This is a genomic window from Photorhabdus sp. CRCIA-P01, assembly GCF_003545805.1.
In the GTDB taxonomy this organism is placed as follows: domain Bacteria; phylum Pseudomonadota; class Gammaproteobacteria; order Enterobacterales; family Enterobacteriaceae; genus Photorhabdus; species Photorhabdus antumapuensis.
This window is the reverse complement of the sequence record NZ_NMQR01000011.1, coordinates 1-19,159: the sequence shown is the minus strand read 5'-3', so window position 1 is coordinate 19,159 and position 19,159 is coordinate 1. Positions and strand designations below refer to the sequence as shown.

The 19,159-nt window shown below is 46.6% G+C and carries 12 protein-coding genes; 11 read left to right on the top strand and 1 reads right to left on the bottom strand.

Features of this window, described 5'->3' with window-relative positions; genetic code table 11:
* The first annotated feature begins 114 nt into the window (after nt 1-114).
* The 4 genes from tccC to D3222_RS09010 all read left to right on the top strand — a co-directional run bounded on the left by tccC (nt 115) and on the right by D3222_RS09010 (nt 5,721).
* On the top strand, nt 115-3,246 hold the full coding sequence (gene tccC / locus D3222_RS09020; RefSeq protein WP_118985856.1) for an insecticidal toxin complex protein TccC: 3,132 nt from the start codon (nt 115-117) through the stop codon (nt 3,244-3,246).
* An 84-nt stretch (nt 3,247-3,330) separates the two neighbouring features.
* Nucleotides 3,331-3,615, top strand: coding sequence for a DUF6137 domain-containing protein (locus D3222_RS09015; RefSeq protein ID WP_118985855.1), 285 nt, complete (start codon nt 3,331-3,333; stop codon nt 3,613-3,615).
* 680 nt (nt 3,616-4,295) lie between these two features.
* Entirely contained in the window at nt 4,296-4,445 is a 150-nt protein-coding gene (locus D3222_RS25040; protein ID WP_157975311.1) for a hypothetical protein, read from the top strand.
* A 13-nt stretch (nt 4,446-4,458) separates the two neighbouring features.
* Complete coding sequence (locus tag D3222_RS09010; RefSeq protein WP_118985854.1) at nt 4,459-5,721, top strand: cupin domain-containing protein; 1,263 nt, start codon at nt 4,459-4,461, stop codon at nt 5,719-5,721.
* 115 nt (nt 5,722-5,836) lie between these two features.
* On the opposite strand, the gene D3222_RS25035 is transcribed toward D3222_RS09010, so the two are convergent.
* Nucleotides 5,837-6,238, bottom strand: a complete 402-nt coding sequence (locus tag D3222_RS25035; RefSeq protein WP_157975310.1) for a hypothetical protein — start codon at nt 6,236-6,238, stop codon at nt 5,837-5,839.
* Nucleotides 6,239-6,310: 72 nt separating this feature from the next.
* On the opposite strand from D3222_RS25035, the gene D3222_RS25030 reads away from it, so the two are divergent.
* From D3222_RS25030 to D3222_RS08975, 7 genes are all read left to right on the top strand, one after another.
* Nucleotides 6,311-6,952 carry a hypothetical protein gene (locus D3222_RS25030; protein ID WP_157975309.1) on the top strand — a complete coding sequence of 214 codons (642 nt, stop codon included), beginning with the start codon at nt 6,311-6,313 and terminating at the stop codon, nt 6,950-6,952.
* A gap of 8 nt (nt 6,953-6,960) precedes the next feature.
* Complete coding sequence (locus D3222_RS09000) at nt 6,961-8,814, top strand: ABC transporter ATP-binding protein (protein WP_198672773.1); 1,854 nt, start codon at nt 6,961-6,963, stop codon at nt 8,812-8,814.
* Nucleotides 8,807-9,532 carry a cupin-like domain-containing protein gene (locus D3222_RS08995; protein WP_118985851.1) on the top strand — a complete coding sequence of 242 codons (726 nt, stop codon included), beginning with the start codon at nt 8,807-8,809 and terminating at the stop codon, nt 9,530-9,532. Before D3222_RS09000 ends, D3222_RS08995 begins: the two co-directional genes overlap by 8 nt.
* On the top strand, nt 9,529-10,782 hold the full coding sequence (locus tag D3222_RS08990; RefSeq protein WP_118985850.1) for an arginase family protein: 1,254 nt from the start codon (nt 9,529-9,531) through the stop codon (nt 10,780-10,782). Before D3222_RS08995 ends, D3222_RS08990 begins: the two co-directional genes overlap by 4 nt.
* Nucleotides 10,783-11,394: 612 nt before the next feature.
* The gene (locus tag D3222_RS08985; protein WP_118985849.1) at nt 11,395-11,598 is read left to right on the top strand and encodes a hypothetical protein; all 204 of its coding nucleotides are present in this window, start codon (nt 11,395-11,397) and stop codon (nt 11,596-11,598) included.
* A 62-nt stretch (nt 11,599-11,660) separates the two neighbouring features.
* Nucleotides 11,661-13,103 (top strand): ShlB/FhaC/HecB family hemolysin secretion/activation protein, encoded by a 1,443-nt coding sequence (locus tag D3222_RS08980; protein ID WP_198672772.1) that lies wholly within the window; start codon nt 11,661-11,663, stop codon nt 13,101-13,103.
* A gap of 30 nt (nt 13,104-13,133) precedes the next feature.
* A partial coding sequence (locus D3222_RS08975; protein ID WP_118985847.1) for a filamentous hemagglutinin N-terminal domain-containing protein occupies nt 13,134-19,159 on the top strand: 6,026 nt, incomplete at its 3' end.

Below are 19,159 nucleotides of genomic sequence, written 5' to 3'. Positions count from 1 at the left end.
CTCCCACTCTGTTCGTCAGAGTGGGAGAGAGCTTGTCATACCTGAAATTAATCTTGCGATCTTTCTCCATTTCATTGGAAGGGAAGCTTTAAAACAAAATAGAAGGAATATGATATGAGTACGCCTGATACGACTCTTTATACTCAAACCCCGACAGTCAGCGTGTTAGATAATCGCGGCCTGTCCATTCGTGATATTGGTTTCCACCGTGTTGTGGCAGGCGGGGACACTGACACCCGCGTCACTCGTCACCAGTATGATGCCTGTGGACACTTGAACCACAGTATTGACCCTCGCTTGTATGATGCAAAACAGACAAATAACTCGGTGAAGCCTAATTTTGTCTGGCAGCATGATCTGGCCGGTAATGCTCTGCGGATAGAGAGTGTCGATGCTGGCTGTACTGTCACATTAAATGATATTGAAGGTCGTCCGGTAATGACGATTAATGCGACAGGTGTTCGTCAGACTCGTCGCTATGAAGGCAACACTCTGCCCGGTCGCTTGTTATCTGTGAGCGAACAAGTTTCCGATCAGGCGAGTTTTCAAGTGACAGAGCGCTTTATCTGGGCTGAGAATACCACAGCGGAGAAAGAGTATAACCTCTCCGGTCTGTGTATACGTCACTACGACACGGCGGGAGTGACCAGATTGATGAGTCAGTCACTGGCTGGCGCTATCTTATCCCAATCTCACCAATTGCTGGCGGAAGGGCAGGAGGCTAACTGGAGCGGTGATGATGAAACTGTCTGGCAGCGGATGTTGGCGAGTGAGGTTTATACGACACAAAGTACAACTAATGCCATAGGGGTTTTGCTGACCCAAACCGATGCGAAAGGCAATATTCAGCGTCTGGCTTATGACATTGCGGGTCAGTTAAAAAGTAGTTGGTTGACGGAGAAAGGCCAGCGTGAACAGGTGATTGTTAAGTCCTTGAGCTGGTCAGCCGCAGGTCATAAATTGCGTGAAGAGCACGGTAACGGCGTGATTACGGAATACAGTTATGAACCAGAAACTCAACGTCTGATTGGTATCACCACCCGACGCGCCGAAGAGAGTCAATCAGGGGCGAGAGTATTGCAGGATCTACGCTATGAATATGATCCGGTGGGGAATGTCATCAGTATCCATAATGATGCGGAAGCCACTCGCTTTTGGCGTAATCAGAAAGTGGAGCCCGAGAACCGCTATGTTTATGATTCTCTGTATCAGCTTATTAGTGCGACAGGGCGTGAAATGGCCAATATCGGCCAGCAAAGCAACCAACTTCCCTCACCTGTAATACCTGTTCCTACCGACAACAACACCTATACCAATTACCTTCGTACCTATACTTATGACCGTGGCGGTAATTTGGTTCAAATCCGACACAGTTCACCCGCGACGCAAAATAGCTACACTACGGATGTGACCGTTTCAAGCCGCAGTAACCGGGCGGTATTGAGTACATTAACGACAGATCCAACCCAAGTGGATGCGCTATTTGATTTCGCCGGTCATCAGAAGACGTTAATGCCAGGGCAAAACCTAGATTGGAATATTCGTGGTGAATTGCAACGAGTAACACTTGTGAGCCGCGAAAATAACAGTGACAGTGAATGGTATCGTTATAGCAGTGATGGAATGCGGCTGCTAAAAGTGAGTGAACAGCAGACGGGTAACAGTATTCAAGTACAACGGGTGATTTATCTACCGGGATTAGAGCTACGCACAACTGGAGTTGCGGATAAAATAACCAAAAATTTGCAGGTGATTACGGTAGGTGAAGCGGGTCGTGCACAGGTAAGGGTATTGCACTGGGAAAGCGGTAAGCCGGCAGATATCGACAACGATCAGGTGCGCTACAGTTACGATAATCTCCTCGGTTCCAGCCAACTTGAACTGGATGGAGAAGGTCAGATTCTCAGTCAGGAAGAGTATTATCCGTATGGCGGCACTGCGGTATGGGTAGCAAAAAATCAGACAGAAGCCAGCTACAAATTTATTCGTTACTCCGGTAAAGAGCGGGATGCCACTGGGTTGTATTATTACGGCTACCGCTATTATCAGCCTTGGGTGGGCAGATGGTTGAGCGCCGATCCGGCGGGAACCGTGGATGGGCTGAATTTGTACCGGATGGTGAGGAATAACCCAATCACATTAACTGACCATGATGGATTAGCGCCGTCTCCGAACCGAAATCGGAATACATTTTGGTTTGCTTCATTTCTGTTTCGTAAACCTGATGAGGGGATGTCTGCGTCAATGAGACGGGGACAAAAAATTGGCAGAGCTATTGCCGGCGGGATTGCGATTGGCGGTCTTGCGGCTACTATTGCCGCTACGGCTGGAGCGGCTATTCCTGTCATTCTGGGGGTTGCGGCTGTAGGCGCAGGGATTGGCGCATTGATGGGATATAACGTGGGTAGTCTGTTGGAAAAAGGCGGGGCATTACTCGCTCGACTCGTACAGGGAAAATCGACGTTAGTGCAGGCAGCGGCTGGCGCTGCCGCCGGGGCGGGTTCAGCCGCGGCTTATGGTGCGCGAGCACAAGGCGTTGGTGTTGCATCAGCCGCCGGGGCGGTAACGGGAGCGGTGGGATCATGGATAAATAATGCTGACCGTGGGATAGGTGGCGCTATTGGGGCCGGGAGTGCGGTAGGCACCATTGACACCATGTTGGGGACTTCCACCACTTTGACACATGAAATAGCGGCCGCCTCGGGTGGCGCGGCTGGTGGAGTGATCACCGGTACGCAAGGGAGTACCAGAGCAGGTATCCACGCCGGTATTGGCACCTATTATGGTTCCTGGGTTGGTTTTGGTTTAGATGTCGCCAGTAACCCTACTGGACATTTAGCTAATTACGCAGTGGGTTATGCTGCTGGTTTGGGGGCGGAAATGGCTGTCAACAGAGTAATGGGGGGCGGATTTTTAAGTAGGCTCTTAGGCCGGGCTGTCAGCCCACAGGTTGCAGGTTTAGCCAGACAATTAGTGCATTTCGGTGTCGCCAGACCGGTCTTTGAGCCTATCTTTAGTGTTCTCGGCGGGCTTGCTGGTGGCATTGGAACTGGCTTGCACAGCGTGATGGGAAGAGACAGTTGGATTTCCAGAGGGCTAAGTGCTATTGGCAGTGGTGTAGATAATATTGCTGGCATGATTGGTAATCAGATTAGAGGCCGGGTTCTGACCACAACAGGGATCGCCAATGCGATAGACTATGGAACCAGTGCGATAGGAGCCGCGCGACGGGTTATCTCTTTGTAGTAAACGTCATTATAGTCAACATCTTGTAGTAAACATCGTTGGAGATCTTCGCCCAGTATTGGGCGGAGATATCAGGCCGGATCAGTGAATTACATTCGGCAATTAATTATCAAAGTCGCCTGCGATACAACAGGCGATAGTGTAGAAGAATTAATCGGATGCGGACGGCTGGAGATCCCTCCACGCGATGCGATTGAATTTATGGCACGACTGGAAGCACTGTTCGACTGTACCTTGGGATGGTTGCGATATGAGCCTTTGTCAATAGAGATCGATGAATTTTCGGCAATCGTGAACAATGCTCTTAACGCGCACGTATCGACTGCATCAACATTATTCTCACCCCCAAGAATAGGTAAAACAGCATGAAAAATTCTGAAATCCAAAGCGTTGCGCTACCGTTGGAGAAGAATGCCCTGTTGCCTGATGAAAACAGCGACTTATTAGCAATGCCGCCGTAAGCCCTTGCATCTTGAAAATTGATTACTATATAAACATGATTAGGTTTGGCACTAAGTACGATTAAAAAGGCTGAAAAAATTTATGAGAATTATTGCATGAGCTTGTAAATAGATTTTGCCATTGCTTGTTTTTGATATGTTCAATCATCTTATGGCAGGTGAATTTATGAACGAATAACCGTTGCAGGTATTGGCGACTAAGTTGGCTAAAAATCTTTAAAAAAAACCAAAAACTTTAGCCAGCTTTCATGTTTTATATAGCCAGCAAATTCGGATCATGCTTAATTGCTATTGTTTATTAGTATTGGCCCTGCGTAAAACATTTCTTTAACCCGATATGTATTTAGACGCCGAAGTGTTTATAAAAAAGTAGGTGTAATTCAGTAGCTTATTTCTAAATTATACAAAAATTCTAATCATTAAAGCGCGAGTGGTGGCATTTTTTACCTGCTTTTTGCATTTATTCTTCAGGACTATTGAAGTGTTAAAATGGGGTTGTTATTTTATTGTTGCTCAGAAGTGATGAGCATAACAACAAACGTATTCAAACGAACTTATTCGAATGAACTCATTCAATTGGAGGGTATCATGCTAGAAAACAACAATGCGGTAATGGAAGACAGCGATGTAGCCGCCAATCAGGTAGAAGTTAATGTTGAAGACCTCGGCTTAGAAGTTGTGGAGGACATCCCCCAGATTTCAGTAGCCCGACCTGTTCGGCATATTCGCCACGCTTAATTAGGTTACATTAATGTCTGACATGACTAAATACCATGCCTTGATTTCAACATCGTCTATGCAACGATTGGAACCGCTTTATGAACATATTTGTGCTTATGAATCCTCCATTGCCGCTTATGAATATGATCCGGTCAAGGCACCATGCCAGATGGACCCTCTTCTATTGAAGAGGGTTTTCGAACCGGCAATTTTTAATGATGCTCTATTTTTTGATCTATTCGCCAGCATGTCCATGGAGGCTGAACGAGCTATCGGTGGCTTGTTCCGGGTATATATCGATGGCATGTTGAGTCCTCAGTACGAGAATGAGGTTTTGTTTAATCAGCCCAATGTGGGTGAGACGTTCAAGGAGTGTGTATCTAGGGCTACCGGTGGGCGTAAATTCGGCATTATTGTCAATGGCGCTGAGCAATGGTCCGATCAACTGGCTCGGATGGGAGCTCGCATTTTTGCGCCGATCGTCGAAGCTCAAGGCACTTGGAGGAGTACGGTTGAGGTGACATTGTTCATCGGCAACTACGGTTACACCCCTTTTGGCATCCACATTGATGATCCTTATACCTCGGTCATCCATTTCCATACTGGTCCCACGGCTAAGGAGATGACACTCTTTAGTCGAGAAGAGTTTCATCGACTGAATGGTGAACGAAAAAACTGCTTCCAGCCAGATCGTTTGGTGCCGTATGGCAAGACTTTTGTCATTGAAGCGGGTGATGTCTTTTTGCTTCCACCACATTGGTACCATATTGGTAATACGGATGGTTTCTCAATCGGTGTTGCATTTGCAGTATCAAAATATCCGGCCGCGAAGGTGACGGAGAGTATTCTTCAGCATGCGATTACCGAAGAGCGCCTACGAGGTTCTATCGATGAAGTCGTCAAGAGGGCTGAAAAAGATGAGTATTCTCAGGCAGAATGGTTAAGGCGAATACATGCTGAGAGTATGGTAAGGGCCTTAAGTCGTCGGCATCTGCGTTATTCCTTTGTCCGTTTTCAAGACGACGTAATGACTCCAGATACCCGTTTGATTCGCGATCCGGATTTTCCACTAACCACTATCGAGGTAGACGAGGATTTGTTAGTCTTTGCCCGCGGGAACCGCATTCGCTTTGCTCGAAATGAAGTTTGTATCAGATTAATGAAAGTCATTCCTGATACACCATTCTGTGCGCGCGATCTGTATGAAAAGCTTGACGGAGGGGTATCACTAGATGCATTGCTTACTACCGTGGGGCAGTTGCGCAGGCTAGGAGGGTTGCAGCTTGCCGCGTAGGACCTTGATGAAAAGGCGTTGATAAGTTCGTCTTCGCCGTCCACATTTTGTGCAATGAGTGAGATGATGTCTTATGGATATTAATCGAAACTGGGCACTACGACTCTTGGAAGCTTCAGAAGGATTGAAGTCGCCCACGCACTTGAAGGCAATCATGCCTGGCTATGCTCAGGTTCTGGATGTGGTGAGCCAGATGTTCACCCGTTTTTCTCAGTTCGAACAACCTCGTGTACGCTCTTGGGTTGGAGGAGGACAGCGCTACACTATCACGGATGCCCTGATATCTTTGGCGTCGCAAACGGATATGACACTGAATCAGCGTTTGGCTAAGGCCAATGAAAGTGCTGAGTTTTGTGTTACGTTCAACGGCTTGAATGCTTGGAGTCCCTTCTTTACCGAGCAGATGCAAAAAAACATGCTGATGCCTCTGTTCGAGGCCATCGGATCTGCACCCGATTGCGGTGTTGATTTCTATGCATTTTTTGGCAACTACGGCTACACGCCATTTGGTGTGCATGATGATATAGACCAGTCCTTGCTCTGGCACTTGGGGCCAGCGAGTAAAATCGCGTTTGTATGGCCTCGGGAGATGTACATCGAACTGAGTGGGGGAACGCTATCTACAACGGACTATGAAGCGCTTCTGCCTCACGCGCTGCGGTACGAGCTACAACCGGGCGATCTCTTGTTCATTCCGATGGGGGACTTCCATATTCTTGAGACACAGCAGTTCTCAGCAACATTAGGGCTTACGCTGTTTCCGGACAATGTGCAGCTTGAGAGTGCGGAAGGTTTGCGTTTATTTGCGCCGGATGATAAGTCGTTTGCGGCAGTGGCTGAACAACCTATCTGTTTGCAGGAACTGGTTCAGCTCAGGCGTTTGGCAGTGCGCAGCAATGGCTTCATCATAACGCCACCCGAGTTGAGTACGGTAGTGGTTACTCCAGTGGATGAGGCAGAGTTGCGTCTCAGCACTTTGCGTATTCATCCATGTTGCCCTTTGCTGTGCATGAATCTCGGCAGCAGACAGGTACTGTTGGTTAGGCGTAGAGTGATCTGGGGGCGTCCTAATGAGCTCTTCGCAACCTTGTGTGAACTGTTAAATTCTGGCGAGCGAGTACCCTATGAGGTATTAGAACGTAGTGTTACTGGAAAGGTCAATCCGGTTGCTGTGGCTGAACTCGTCAGGACGATAGTTCGCTTGGGCGGCCTGTTAATTGAGCCCCTATGAGGACCTTAATGCAATCCATTTTTCAATCGGCTTGGCGGCATAGCATTGCTCGCCTGGCCTCTTTAGATATTGCTAAGCCAAAGGCAATCCCGCTTGAACAGTCAGGTAACTGTACATATCAGTATATTCGTGCAGCGATCTTGGCTTGTGCACCGGTAAGTACCATTATCATGATTGTGGCTACTGTATTGGGTACTGTATGTAATGTTGGTCAATCTTATGTGCTAGGTGGGTTGACTGATCTAGCCTTGCAAGGCCAGCAGGAACAAGTGGTGATGATGTTTGCTATTATTATCTCACTTTGGGTGGCTGCACCACTGCTGCAAGCTCTTCACAGCCTGGCCTTACTGTACTCAAGCCAAAATCTGCGTATTGGTGTGATAGATCATCTCACTACCCGGTTGATGCATGCTAAACCGATGAGTCTGGCGGAGAACTCCGTCGGTAATCTTGTCGAACGTGTTGAGTTGGCTTCCAACAGCTTGGAAGGCGTTGTGAGTTTAGTGGCGGAGACAGTGGTTAAGTTGTTCTCTGTGGCGATTCTCGCCACGCTGGTATTGGCCAGCGTATCTGCATCTATGGCAATAGCTGCTGGGATATGGATGCTGACGGCCTTATTGCTTTCCAGTTATTTGGCCTATACCGGTATGAATATTGTTGAGGATGCTAGCGATGCCCATGCCAAGGTGATCGCGGATCTGGCTGAAATCGTGACCAATGTGCCTTTGATCAGGAGTTTTGTTGCTTATCGTTCGGAGCGACGTGGTTTTAGTCAGGCATTACGACAAGATCTTTACGCCTGTCGACAGGTACGTAGCTACTGGGTCTTTGTGTTGCTGATTGAAAGTACCTACAAATGGTTATTTGGAATAGCTATCTTGATCTATATTGGTCTGCAATATGGGCAAGGTCAACTGACACTGCCCCAGCTAATCACGACTTGCTCCCTTATTATTTCGCTGTCCTGGCACTTCGAGTCCGTTGCATTTCATTTTGTTGATATTTTTGACTCTTTGGGGGTGCTGCGGTCCAGCTTACGAGAATTATCCTCAATTCCGGTGGACATCGAATCAAAAGAGCTTTCACCAATATTACCGGTACCCGGACAAATTGTGTTATCCAACGTGTGCAGCGGTTATGGTGCAACACCTGTACTTCGTGATGTTAGCCTGCGTATCGAACCGGGCACCAAAGTGGGCATTGTGGGGCCGTCTGGATCAGGGAAGTCTACTCTGTTAGCTGTATTGCGTGGTGATATGGTACCGGATTCCGGTACAGTGGAACTGCATGGATTGCCTTTAGCCAAGTTTTCGATGAGCAGCTTGCATCGAGTATCGAGTGAAGCTTTGCAATCTGCTTTGATGTTCAACCGTTCTGTACGGGAAAACGTGACCTATGGTTCTACTGTCAGTAGTGCTGAAGAAGTCTCTCATGCGCTGACAATGGCGCAAGCTATGATATTGGTGGAAGGGTTGCCCCAGGGCCTGGATACTCTGGTCGGAGAGCGTGGAGCGTCAATTTCCACCGGTGAACGGCAGCGTCTGAGTGTTGCGCGCGCTTTGCTTAAGAAATCTCCATTACTTATTTTTGATGAAGCAACGTCCTCGGTAGATACAATTTCCGAAACTCGTATCCTCAATTATTTGCTCGATAAAATGCCAGAACGTACGGTGATAGTTGTAACCCACCGTGTTGCGACATTGAGTCGCTTTGATCTGATTGTGGTCATGGAACAAGGGCAGATTGTTGATATGGGAACACCGAGTGAATTGGAGGCACGTAATGGCCTTTTTCAGCGTTTACTGCATCGCGAAGACCAATCTGTGCCGGAACTAACATCAATGGACCCTAAGAATGAGTGAAATGATGTTGATGTCACCTACTTTGCTAAAAAGAATCACTTTGGACTGGCCTGCTCACCGGCGCTGGACCTGGGAATTCTTTGCAGGGATGCAGGAGCAGAAGTTGGCACTGAGTAGTGCAAATGGCGAGTTCGAGGTTGAAGTTCCTGTGTGTGAATATATTCAGGCTTTGAAAAGCGGTGAAGGGCGGTTGGCTAACTTGTATGCTTCTGGGTGGCGATTCTTTGAGCATAATCCAGATATGTTGCAGGACTTTAATGAGCCTATACCCGCTGTTGGTGATCTGCTACAAGGCATTCCGGAGAAGTTGTTCAAGCCTCTTCTATGGATATTCATCGGTGCTGATTGTTCGGGCACCGCTCTCCATTACGATGTGTTGGAAACTCATGCTTGGCTGGCGGTGATTGAGGGCAAGAAACGATTAGCCTTACATGCGCCAGCGTGCTGGGACCATGAGTATGAGCAACAGAGAGCTCAAGCTTTACAAGTGCTCGAAACGCGTTGCGACCAAGGAGAGTGGTGCTACCTGGAGGTCAACAAAGGCGATTTGTTATACATTCCTGCAACTTGGTGGCATGAGGTGGTGAATGAAGGGCCGACTATTAGCTTGACTAGGAATTTTGTATCGCCAGAGATTGCTCATAGAGCAGCCAATTGTGCACGAGTCCTAGAGTTTCATCAATTGCTCCCTTGGTTGGAAGGAGGGATGGCCTCATGAAGGATCGAGTAAACCTTAGATACCGTGTTCACCCAGGATTGCGCTACGATCCTGTTGAACCTGGGCGTATAGAGATCAGTATTCCCTTGGGCACTAAGCGACTGCGTGTGTCCAGCAAAATAAGATCATTATTGGAACAAATAAAGTCAGAGGCTGTTCTGGCCGGAGCAATGATAGTCCAGCGTTTGGGTTCCTCTATGTTTGAGACTATGGTGAAGTACCATTTTCTGTTTCCGGAAGATGCGAGTACCGCCTTGGAGGGAGGGCTTTGTATACCTGTTTCGGAACCGGCGGGACAGTCAATTGGCGTCTTTGATCTTGATGAACTCCAGGCCGATGATGCAGTGTTATTGCACGCCCCAATCCTAACGACAACTGGAGGAGAGATATCGGTTGCAGGTGGTGGTCAACACGTGCGTTCCCAGTTGGTACCGTGCTTGAGACATCCTCTGGGCACAGCGGGAAAAGGGGTTTTATTGGACCTTGATTTTGGTACTCGGTTAGAGCCAGAACGTCTGCGTTTGTTCGATCTCGGTGATGTCGTATACCGTCCTAGTATGGATAGTGCTACCGATGTTGGTGAACGGCTTACCTATGTGTGCCGTAATATTGTGGAGCGGGATGCATGTCCAATTATCCTGGGGGGTGACCATGCTCAGGCTTTCTACAGCATAAGTGCTTTAAGAGAGCGTTATCCACGTCTGGGGGTGTTGCAGTTTGACGCACATCCTGATTTGTATGCTATGGGGGCTCCCTGCGATTTGCAGCTTAACCATGCTAATGTCATGCATTGGGTTCGTCGTATGCCTCATGTTGTATCAATTTGGCAGATTGGTATTCGTGATTATTTTTGTCAACCTACTGAAAACCTCCAGTTAGAAGTGGATCCTAAGTTCCATGTACTCTCGGCTTTTGAAGCAGAGACAGTGGGCTACGAGCGCCTATTCAGGAATATGGATCGTTCTTTACCTTGGTTCATCAGTTTTGACGTCGATGTACTGTTTGGTACGGAAGTACCGCAGACAGCAACTCCTGTACTGGGTGGCCTGAATTTCTATCCTCTGTTGGCTTGCTTTGAGCGGTTGTTAAGCGAGTTCCGTATTGTTGGTATGGAGTTTGTCGAGATCGGTGATGCTTCGCAAGGCGCCCACGGGCCAGCCGCAGTGGCTGCCCGGCTGCTTAGTCGCTATCTCTTCCATTTGAGTAAGGCGGCGATGGCTGGCCATTGTATCTACTCTCCTTTTCATTAAAGGTGATCATTGGTGCTCTTGTTTTTGTCACGAAGAAGTATAGGAGCAGGATTTTTAGTGAGTTTTACATCAGCTGGTAATACCTAGTAGTGAACGGTGGTAGGAGAATGATGGCTGAGACCGCTAAATTACATTTCATCCCGAAATTGAGAAAGGGGATCGGGTCATCCTCGCGGTGATAATGGTCACATTAGTCGTGGGGTAGGAATGAATCATCCAGAAAAAATCTCTGCCTTTCATCGTTGGCATGATGAATCAGGGCGTTGCTCTGGTGAGGCAATCAGCAGAGATGCTGGGCAAGTGCTAAGTTAAGGAATAGGATCTCAACCTCTTAAGATATGCTGGATGCCACTAAATTCATTGCTTTTTTAATTAATTTCACTTGTTTATTATTTTGATCGTATATATCATGCGAGTGTATTTAATGATATGACTGGTTTTTGTCAATAAAGCATATTTTTAGTTTATTTTTGGTAAAATAAACTAAAAATATTAACTTTTGATTTAAGTTTAATTTTTTGTTTTAAAAATTAAGCAGCCTTAACCATAATATCCTCTCTCAAATTTTCTTATAAATATTCAGCAAAGATTAAGCATCTTATTGGTTCAACTATGGCAACGGTAATTCCCGGCAAAATGATAATGGGGCTGGTCGGATGGGCTGTATTTGCCATACAGCTAGTAAAGGCTGATGAATCGACCTTTATTTATCAAAAACAGCAGGCACAGGCACAGGCACAGGCACAGGTGCAGAGTCTGCAAGCTTCCTCAGCGGTACTGGACAGCCAGCGTCAGCAACAAAAAAACACTGCTTGAGGATGCATGGCAACAACGTGAAGATTTGCAGAAATCTTTGTCATTACCCGAGCAGGCAGTCGATGGCGTTCCAATTGCTGATACCCGATGTGTCACTATTAACGAGATTACGTTTCAAGGCGCCCACTCTTTATCTTCGTCTTCAACCTTATTTGCATCGTTGTGTCACGCTTGCTGCACTTAAGCAACTGGTACGGGCGGTAACTAATACCTATATCACTCATGGCTATATCACCTCTCAAGCTCAACTGCCCGCACAGAACCTAGCGGATGGCAAGTTCCATATTGCGGTGATAGAAGGCAGGGTTGACGTTGTTGAAATTGACGGTAAGCCACCACGTATGGAGAATATGCTGTTTCCCGGCATGGTGGGAAAGGTCTTAAACTTGCGAGATGTTGAACAAGGGGTAGAGCAACTCAACCGCCTAACTTCTTCCCAGTTTACCATTGATATTCAACCCGGCACACAACCTGGTTATTCCACAGTACACGTTCGGCAACAGGCCAGCCGTTTTCCGGGCAAGGTACAAGTAAGCGTAGAGAACAGTGGTCAAAAAGGTACCGGTGAATATCAGGCTAGCGCCGGCTTGGTGTTGGATGCCCCTTTCAGTCTTGGAGAACAGTGGTCTCTTTCCTGGACACAGGATACGGATTTTAGGCCAGCACACCACAGTCGCAATCTGGCATTATCGGTAAGTGTGCCTTATGGCTATTGGACCGCGCGTTATCACTATTTTCGTAATACTTCACGGCAAGCGTTGACGTCCATGTATAACACTTACCCCTATGACAGTGAAAACCAAACTCACCAGGTTGATACCAGTCGTACCCTTTACCGTGATGGAAAACAGAAGCTGAGTTTGCAATTAGGCAACCGTCATAAGGTAGTGAAAAATGCTATTGCTGGTGAAAAACTCGCAGTGAGTAGTCCAGTGGTAAAAACTGCCTATGTTAGTTCCCGGTACAGTACCGTACTTGGGAGAGGTTATTTCACGTTTAACCCCACATTTGAGTATGGACAGGTTGTGACATTGCCTCCCGTTGCAACCCGAAACTCGTCTCGTAAATTCAATTTGAGTAGCAGTTATTATTATCCAATTGTCTCTAATACCGCCTATTTGGCCTCATTTTATGGCCAACTGAGTCCTGACAATCTGTTATCTCCTGAACGATTGTCACTCGGAGGATTGTACTCGGTACGCGGATATAAAGCGCAGTCCTTGAGTGGTAATCAGGGGCTTTATTGGCGTCAGGAGGTCACCCATCAACTTAACGTGGGTAAGATAGGGGCGCTGACACTCACTGGTGCATTGGACTATGGTTATCTGGTTGGACAATCCCGTTATGAGGTAGAAGAAGCCCACTTACTGGGTAGTGCTTTTGGCGCCACGTTGACACGGCGTGAGTTTTCATCCCAGTTGATGATCGGTAAGCCACTGTACTATCCACATATCCTTAAGCCTGATGCGTGGGCGGTTTATGCCGCCGTTTCATTTGAATTTTAAGTTACTTCTTATAAGAAAAGATATCCCATTATGTCCGAACAACATCCCCCTAAAATGAAATATCTGAGTTATCTGCTGACTTACCTGATGGCGGTGTATCCAATGCACCCAGCAATTGGTGCGGGCATTGCAGCTGCCAATGGTCAAACACAGGTCGTCCAGCAAGGAGAAATTCCTGTTGTGAATATCGCAATACCTAATGGCGCGGGGATTTCTCATAATATCTATCAGGACTTTAATGTAGGACTCGCCGGGGGGGTGTTAAATAATGCCAATAGTGAGGTGCAATCCATACTGACAGGGCCAATCGAGGCGAATCCTAACCTTAAGGGTGGTAAATCGGCAGACCTGATTATTAATGAGGTGATTGGTACCAATGATTCACAACTGCAAGGTCAGTTGGAAGTGGCGGGGCAAGAAGCCAATGTCCTCATTGCCAATCCAAATGGAATTACCTGCAACGGCTGTAGCTTTGTTAATACCCCTGCGGTCACATTATCCACTGGTAAACCAGTGTTTGATAACAACGGGGCTTTAGAGGCCTTAGAAGTGAAAAAAGGTGCCATCACCATTGGTGAAAAAGGGCTGGATGCGACGGCACAGGATTATGTCGACATTATCAGTCGTGCCACGATACTTAACGGTAAAGTACAGGCTAAAAACTTGGCACTAACACAAGGGGCGAACCAGGTTGATTTCAAGAGCGGGACCGCAACACCTATTACAGGGGAGGGAGAGGCTCCACAACTGTCTGTTGATACTCGGGCTGTTGGTGGGATGTATGCCAATAAAATCCGCTTGGTGGGAACGGAAGCTGGCGTTGGCATTAATCTTACCAATCTGACCACAACTCAAGACGATATCAGTTTAACTGCCGATGGCAATATTACCTTGGGGAAGGTCCAGGCTAAGACGGACATCAATATCAACAGTAAAACCATTGAAACGGTGGCACAAAGCAATGTGCAAGCTGGTCGACATCTGATATTGACAGGCGAAACACTGCGGAATCAAGGACAAATCCGTGCTGGTGGTGATGTCATCATTAAAACGACTAAACTTGATAACGTAAACTTTACCAAGCAAAGTAACCCCATCATTACCGCGAGTAAAAACAACACCATTACAGCTAATGAGATAAATAATGTTGGCGAGTTAAGCGCGGTGCAAAACCTCACCCTGGCAGGTAAAAAGTTTTCAGCGAAAGCAATAAAAGACGGTCAGGAGAATATCATTGGTAAACTCAGCGCTGGTGGGGATCTGACAGCGACATTTAAAGATGAATTTCGTTTTGATTTGGATAAAGAATATTTTAAAGATGGAAAGAAACCTACTTATCCGGCTTTGATCACTGGAAAAAACATTACCTTAACCACCGGAGGTTTAATTAATAGTGCGCCAATGATGGCAGAACGAAACATAACAATTGGCGCAGAAGCATTATATTTAGGTAGAGGGAATTTAAAAGCAGGGAACCATGTCATGCTAGATGGAAAGTCACATCTTAATATGCATGGCTATGATATCTCAGGTCGTGATGTGACCTTGCTTTCTGAGGGGTTTGTTTCTGTTGAATCTGGAGACGACTATACTCCGGAAGGAATACGTGCATTAACAACTATTTCTGCTGATAACATATTGCGCATTATTTCCGATGGCCATATTAATATTTCAAGTATTCTGATTAACAGAGCGAAAGATATATTTTTGGCTGCCAATGAGAAGATAGAGATTTCTTCCTATGCTGATTTAACTGATTTTAGTGATGAGCAGAGTAGCACTGAAGGTATTCAATTAGATGATGATACTAAACAAGAGATAATCAATGATCGTCTACACAAGCTCAGTCGTCTAGAAGCGGATGAGAATATTGAAGTTCATGCTGGAAAGGTTGTTGATCTACGAACCATTTCTTTGACTGCTGGGAAAGATATTACTCTGACGAGTGGTGGTACGATTGATATTAGTACGGAAGACTCTTATGAGTATGAAAATGAACATGGAAATGGCTATGAGAAGCATTATGATGTAGATGAGTATGAGGATACCGATGACGATGAACAATCCTACTCACAATTTCAATTCCCGATAATAAAAAGTACCATCACTGCCGGTAATAATTTAACCATTAATGCCAGCGGTGACATTGTTGATACTGAAGCGACTTTGCTAGCAAAAGGGACGATTGCACTCACCAAAAACAACGCAGAATTGCACTCACCTGAAGGAAAGTATAATTCAGTTAAAGGGAAGTATACGCCAGTTACTTCTGCGCTGATTGCACGTGCGCTAAGCCATGCTCCTCAATTGACAATAAACTTCTCAGAAGTAGAAGGTGAAGTACCAGGGATTAAGCTCGCGGATAAGCAAACACGGATCACCTCTAAAAACAATCGCCCTATTATTCATATTGCGGCACCTAATGCTTATGGCCTCTCACATAACTATTATCAGGAATTTAATGTTGGGACTTCAGGATTGGTATTCAATAACTCTACTAATGATATTCAGTCTTTGCTGGCGGGGAAAATTGGAGCGAATCTTAATTTCAACGATAAGTCGGCGGAGCTGATTATTAATGAAGTGGTGGGTACTTTAGCTTCAAATCTGCAAGGGTTGTTGGAAGTAGTAGGGCAAAAAGCCAATGTCTTCATCGCCAACCCGAACGGTATTACCTGTAATGGCTGTAGCTTTGTTAATACTCCGGCTGTCACCTTATCGACCGGTAAACCGGTGTTTGATAAAGATGGAGCGTTAGAGGCCTTAGAAGTGAAAAAAGGTACCATCACCTTTGGTGAAAAGGGGCTGGATGCAACGGCACAGGATTATGTAGATATTATCAGCCGGACCACTAAGTTTAACGGTAAACTACAGGCGAAAAACCTGACGTTGACACAAGGCCCTAACCAGATTGATTTCAAACGTGGGACCATTGTCCCCATGGCAGGGGAAGATTATAACCCTTGGGAAGCGATTGATACCTGGCCATTGGGGGGAATATATGCCAATAAAATCCGTCTGGTGAGTACCGAGCCGGGTAAGGAAGTTAACCTTGCCAATTTGACCGTAACGCAAGGCGATATCAGCTTGATCTCTGATGGAAGAATTTCTCTTGCAAATGCGCTGACTAACGGGGTGAAAAATATCTTTTTGGCTAGCAATGAGGGGGTTAGAATTTTTCTCTCCCCTAATTTAGCTAAATTTAGTGATAATCAAAACAGTACGAACAGTGATGCACAGAATGATGACACTAGACGGGAACTCATTAACCAGCGCTTGCGTCAGTTCAGCCAATTGGACGCGGATGAGAATATTGAGATCCATGCTGGAGCAGAGGTAAAGCTGGAAGGCATTTCCTTGACCGCAGGAAAAGATATTACCCTGACAAGCGGCAACTCGCTTGATATTAGTAAGGTCGATGCCGGTAACAATTTAACTATGATTGCCGGTAGGGATATCACTCATACTAAGGCAATTTTGTCGGCAGAAGGGGCAGTTGCAGTCGCCGAAAACAGCACCGTGTTGCACTCCGCTGAAGAGGACTATACCCCGGTGACCTCTGCGCTGATTGACCTCGGGTTAAGGAATGTCCCCCGTCTGGCAATAAATATCCCAGAAATAGCAGGTGGAATGCCGGGGATTAAGCTGGCGGATAAGCAGGCACGGGTTGCTGTGAGAAATAACCTTCCTATTGTCCATATTGCGGCACCTAACTCCCGGAGTGTTTCACATAACTATTATCAGGAGTTTAATGTTGGGGCTTTAGGATTGGTGTTAAATAACGCTGCCGATACTACACAATCCGTATTGGCAGGACCAGTTAAGGCAAACCCTCACTTTAACGGTAAGTCGGCGGAGCTGATTATTAATGAAGTGGTGGGGACTGTAGCCTCAAATCTGCAAGGCTTATTGGAGGTGGTGGGGCAAAAAGCCAACGTCTTCATTGCCAACCCGAACGGCATTACCTGTAATGGCTGTAACTTTGTGAATACCCCGGCAGTCACCTTATCGACCGGAAAACCGGTGTTTGATAAAGACGGAACGTTAGAGGCCTTAGAAGTGAAAAAAGGCACCATAACCCTTGGTGAAAAGGGGCTGGATGCAACGGCGCAGGATTATGTTGATATTATCAGCCGGGCTGCAATATTTAATGGCAAAGTACAGGCGAAAAACCTGACGTTGACACAAGGCCCCAACCAGGTTGATGTCAAACGCGGGACCATTGTTCCCATTACAGGGGAAGGTAATACCCCTTGGAAAGCGATTGATACCGGGTCATTGGGGGGCATGTATGCCAATAAAATCCGTCTGGTGAGTACCGAGGTGGGTAAGGCTGTAGACCTTACTAATCTGACCGCAACACAAGGTGACATCAGTTTGACCGCTGATGGCGAGCTCTCTCTTGCAAATACGTTAATTAACCGGGCGAAAAATATCTTTTTGGCTAGCAATGGGGAGATTGAGATTTCTCTCCCTCCTTACTTAGCTAAGTTTAATGATAATCAGAGCAGCACTGACAGCGATGCACTGAATGATGACACTCAACGAGAATTAATTAACCAGCGTCTGCGCCAGTTCAGTCAATTGGAAGCGGATGGGAATATTGAGATCCACGCTGGCGCAGGAGTAAATCTGAGAGGCATTTCCTTGACCGCAGGGAAAGATATTACCCTGACCAGTGGTGACTCAATTGATATTGGTAAGGTTATAGCCGTTAACAGTAAAGATATTGAAGCGGCGAGACTGACCGCAAAGCAAGGCGGTATCAGCCTGACGGCGAGTGGCAAGGCGGCTCTGGGGGATGTACAGGCCAAAACGGATATCACCGTTAATGGTAAAGACATTGAAGCGGCGAAACTGACCACAGAGCAAGGTGGTATCAGTTTGACGGCGAGTGGCAAGGCGACTCTGGGGGATGTACAGGCTAAAATGGATATCACCGTTAATAGTAAAGACATTGAAACGGCGCAACAAAGTAATATGCAAGCCGGTCAGAGTCTGATACTGACAACGGAGACACTGAGAGGGCAAGGAGAAATTCTTGCCGGCAGTGATGTTACCGTTAAGGCGAGTAATTTGTTTTTATATGGAAGAAATTTAAAAGCCGGGAGTCATGTCCTGCTACAGGGAGAGAAAAATCTTACGGTGCGTGACACTGATATTTCAGGTCATGATATTACCTTAATCTCCGGCGGTGGTGGTATTTCCGTTTCATCTGGAGGAGGTAATTCCACTGCGGAAAGTACACGGGCATTATCCACTATTTCTGCGGCTAATACGTTACATATTCTGTCTGAACAGGGAATATCTCTTTCAAATACGCTAATTAACCGGGCGAAAAATGTCTTTTTGGCGGGTAATGGGCGGGTTGATATTAATCAGAGTTTGGGAGCGGATGAAAATATTGAACTCCATGCTGGAGCAGGAGTGAATTTGAGGGACATTTCCTTGACCGCAGGGAAAGATATTATCCTGACCAGTGGTAACTCGCTTGATATTGGCAAGGTTACAGCCGGTAACAATTTAACCATGATTGCAGGCGATAGCATTACTAATACAACATTATTGGCAGAAGGGGAGACTGCATTCGCCCAAAACAGCACCGTGTTGTATTCAGCTGAAGGGAGGTATACCCCGGTAACTTCTGCATTGATTGACCTCGGGTTAGGTAATGCTCCCCGACTGACAATAAATATCCCAGAAATAGAAGGTGAAGCACCTGGGATTAAACTGGCGGGTAAGCAAACACGAATTATCGTGGAGAATAATCACTTAAGCGTTGACCAGAATCATTCGAGGAGCGAGGAACTGGTCAACTGTCAGGGAGATAGTAGTTGCCGTACGACTGTCAGGGATAAGTATCGCCAAGAATACGATAAGGTTCAGGCACGAATAACAAGCTGTACCGGTGCAGAGCAATGTGTTGCTGTTGCCAAAGAGCTGCGGGCATTACAGAGTGATTACAGTGCCCGGATGAGCGAAATTCAGGAAAAAGCCAGAATGCAGGGACTGGATTCCCTCACACCGGCAGAAGTGCGGGAATGGGCAGATTTACG

Bases quoted from the DNA above. Each gene is read 5' to 3' on its own strand.
- D3222_RS25040 (WP_157975311.1), top strand. From the start codon at position 4,296: ATGCTAGAAAACAACAATGCGGTAATGGAAGACAGCGATGTAGCCGCC.
- D3222_RS08980 (WP_198672772.1), top strand. From the start codon at position 11,661: ATGGCGTTCCAATTGCTGATACCCGATGTGTCACTATTAACGAGATTA.
- D3222_RS09000 (WP_198672773.1), top strand. From the start codon at position 6,961: ATGCAATCCATTTTTCAATCGGCTTGGCGGCATAGCATTGCTCGCCTG.
- tccC (WP_118985856.1), top strand. From the start codon at position 115: ATGAGTACGCCTGATACGACTCTTTATACTCAAACCCCGACAGTCAGC.
- D3222_RS25030 (WP_157975309.1), top strand. From the start codon at position 6,311: ATGTACATCGAACTGAGTGGGGGAACGCTATCTACAACGGACTATGAA.
- D3222_RS08985 (WP_118985849.1), top strand. From the start codon at position 11,395: ATGGCAACGGTAATTCCCGGCAAAATGATAATGGGGCTGGTCGGATGG.
- D3222_RS08995 (WP_118985851.1), top strand. From the start codon at position 8,807: ATGAGTGAAATGATGTTGATGTCACCTACTTTGCTAAAAAGAATCACT.
- D3222_RS09010 (WP_118985854.1), top strand. From the start codon at position 4,459: ATGTCTGACATGACTAAATACCATGCCTTGATTTCAACATCGTCTATG.
- D3222_RS08990 (WP_118985850.1), top strand. From the start codon at position 9,529: ATGAAGGATCGAGTAAACCTTAGATACCGTGTTCACCCAGGATTGCGC.
- D3222_RS25035 (WP_157975310.1), bottom strand. From the start codon at position 6,238: ATGCACACCAAATGGCGTGTAGCCGTAGTTGCCAAAAAATGCATAGAA.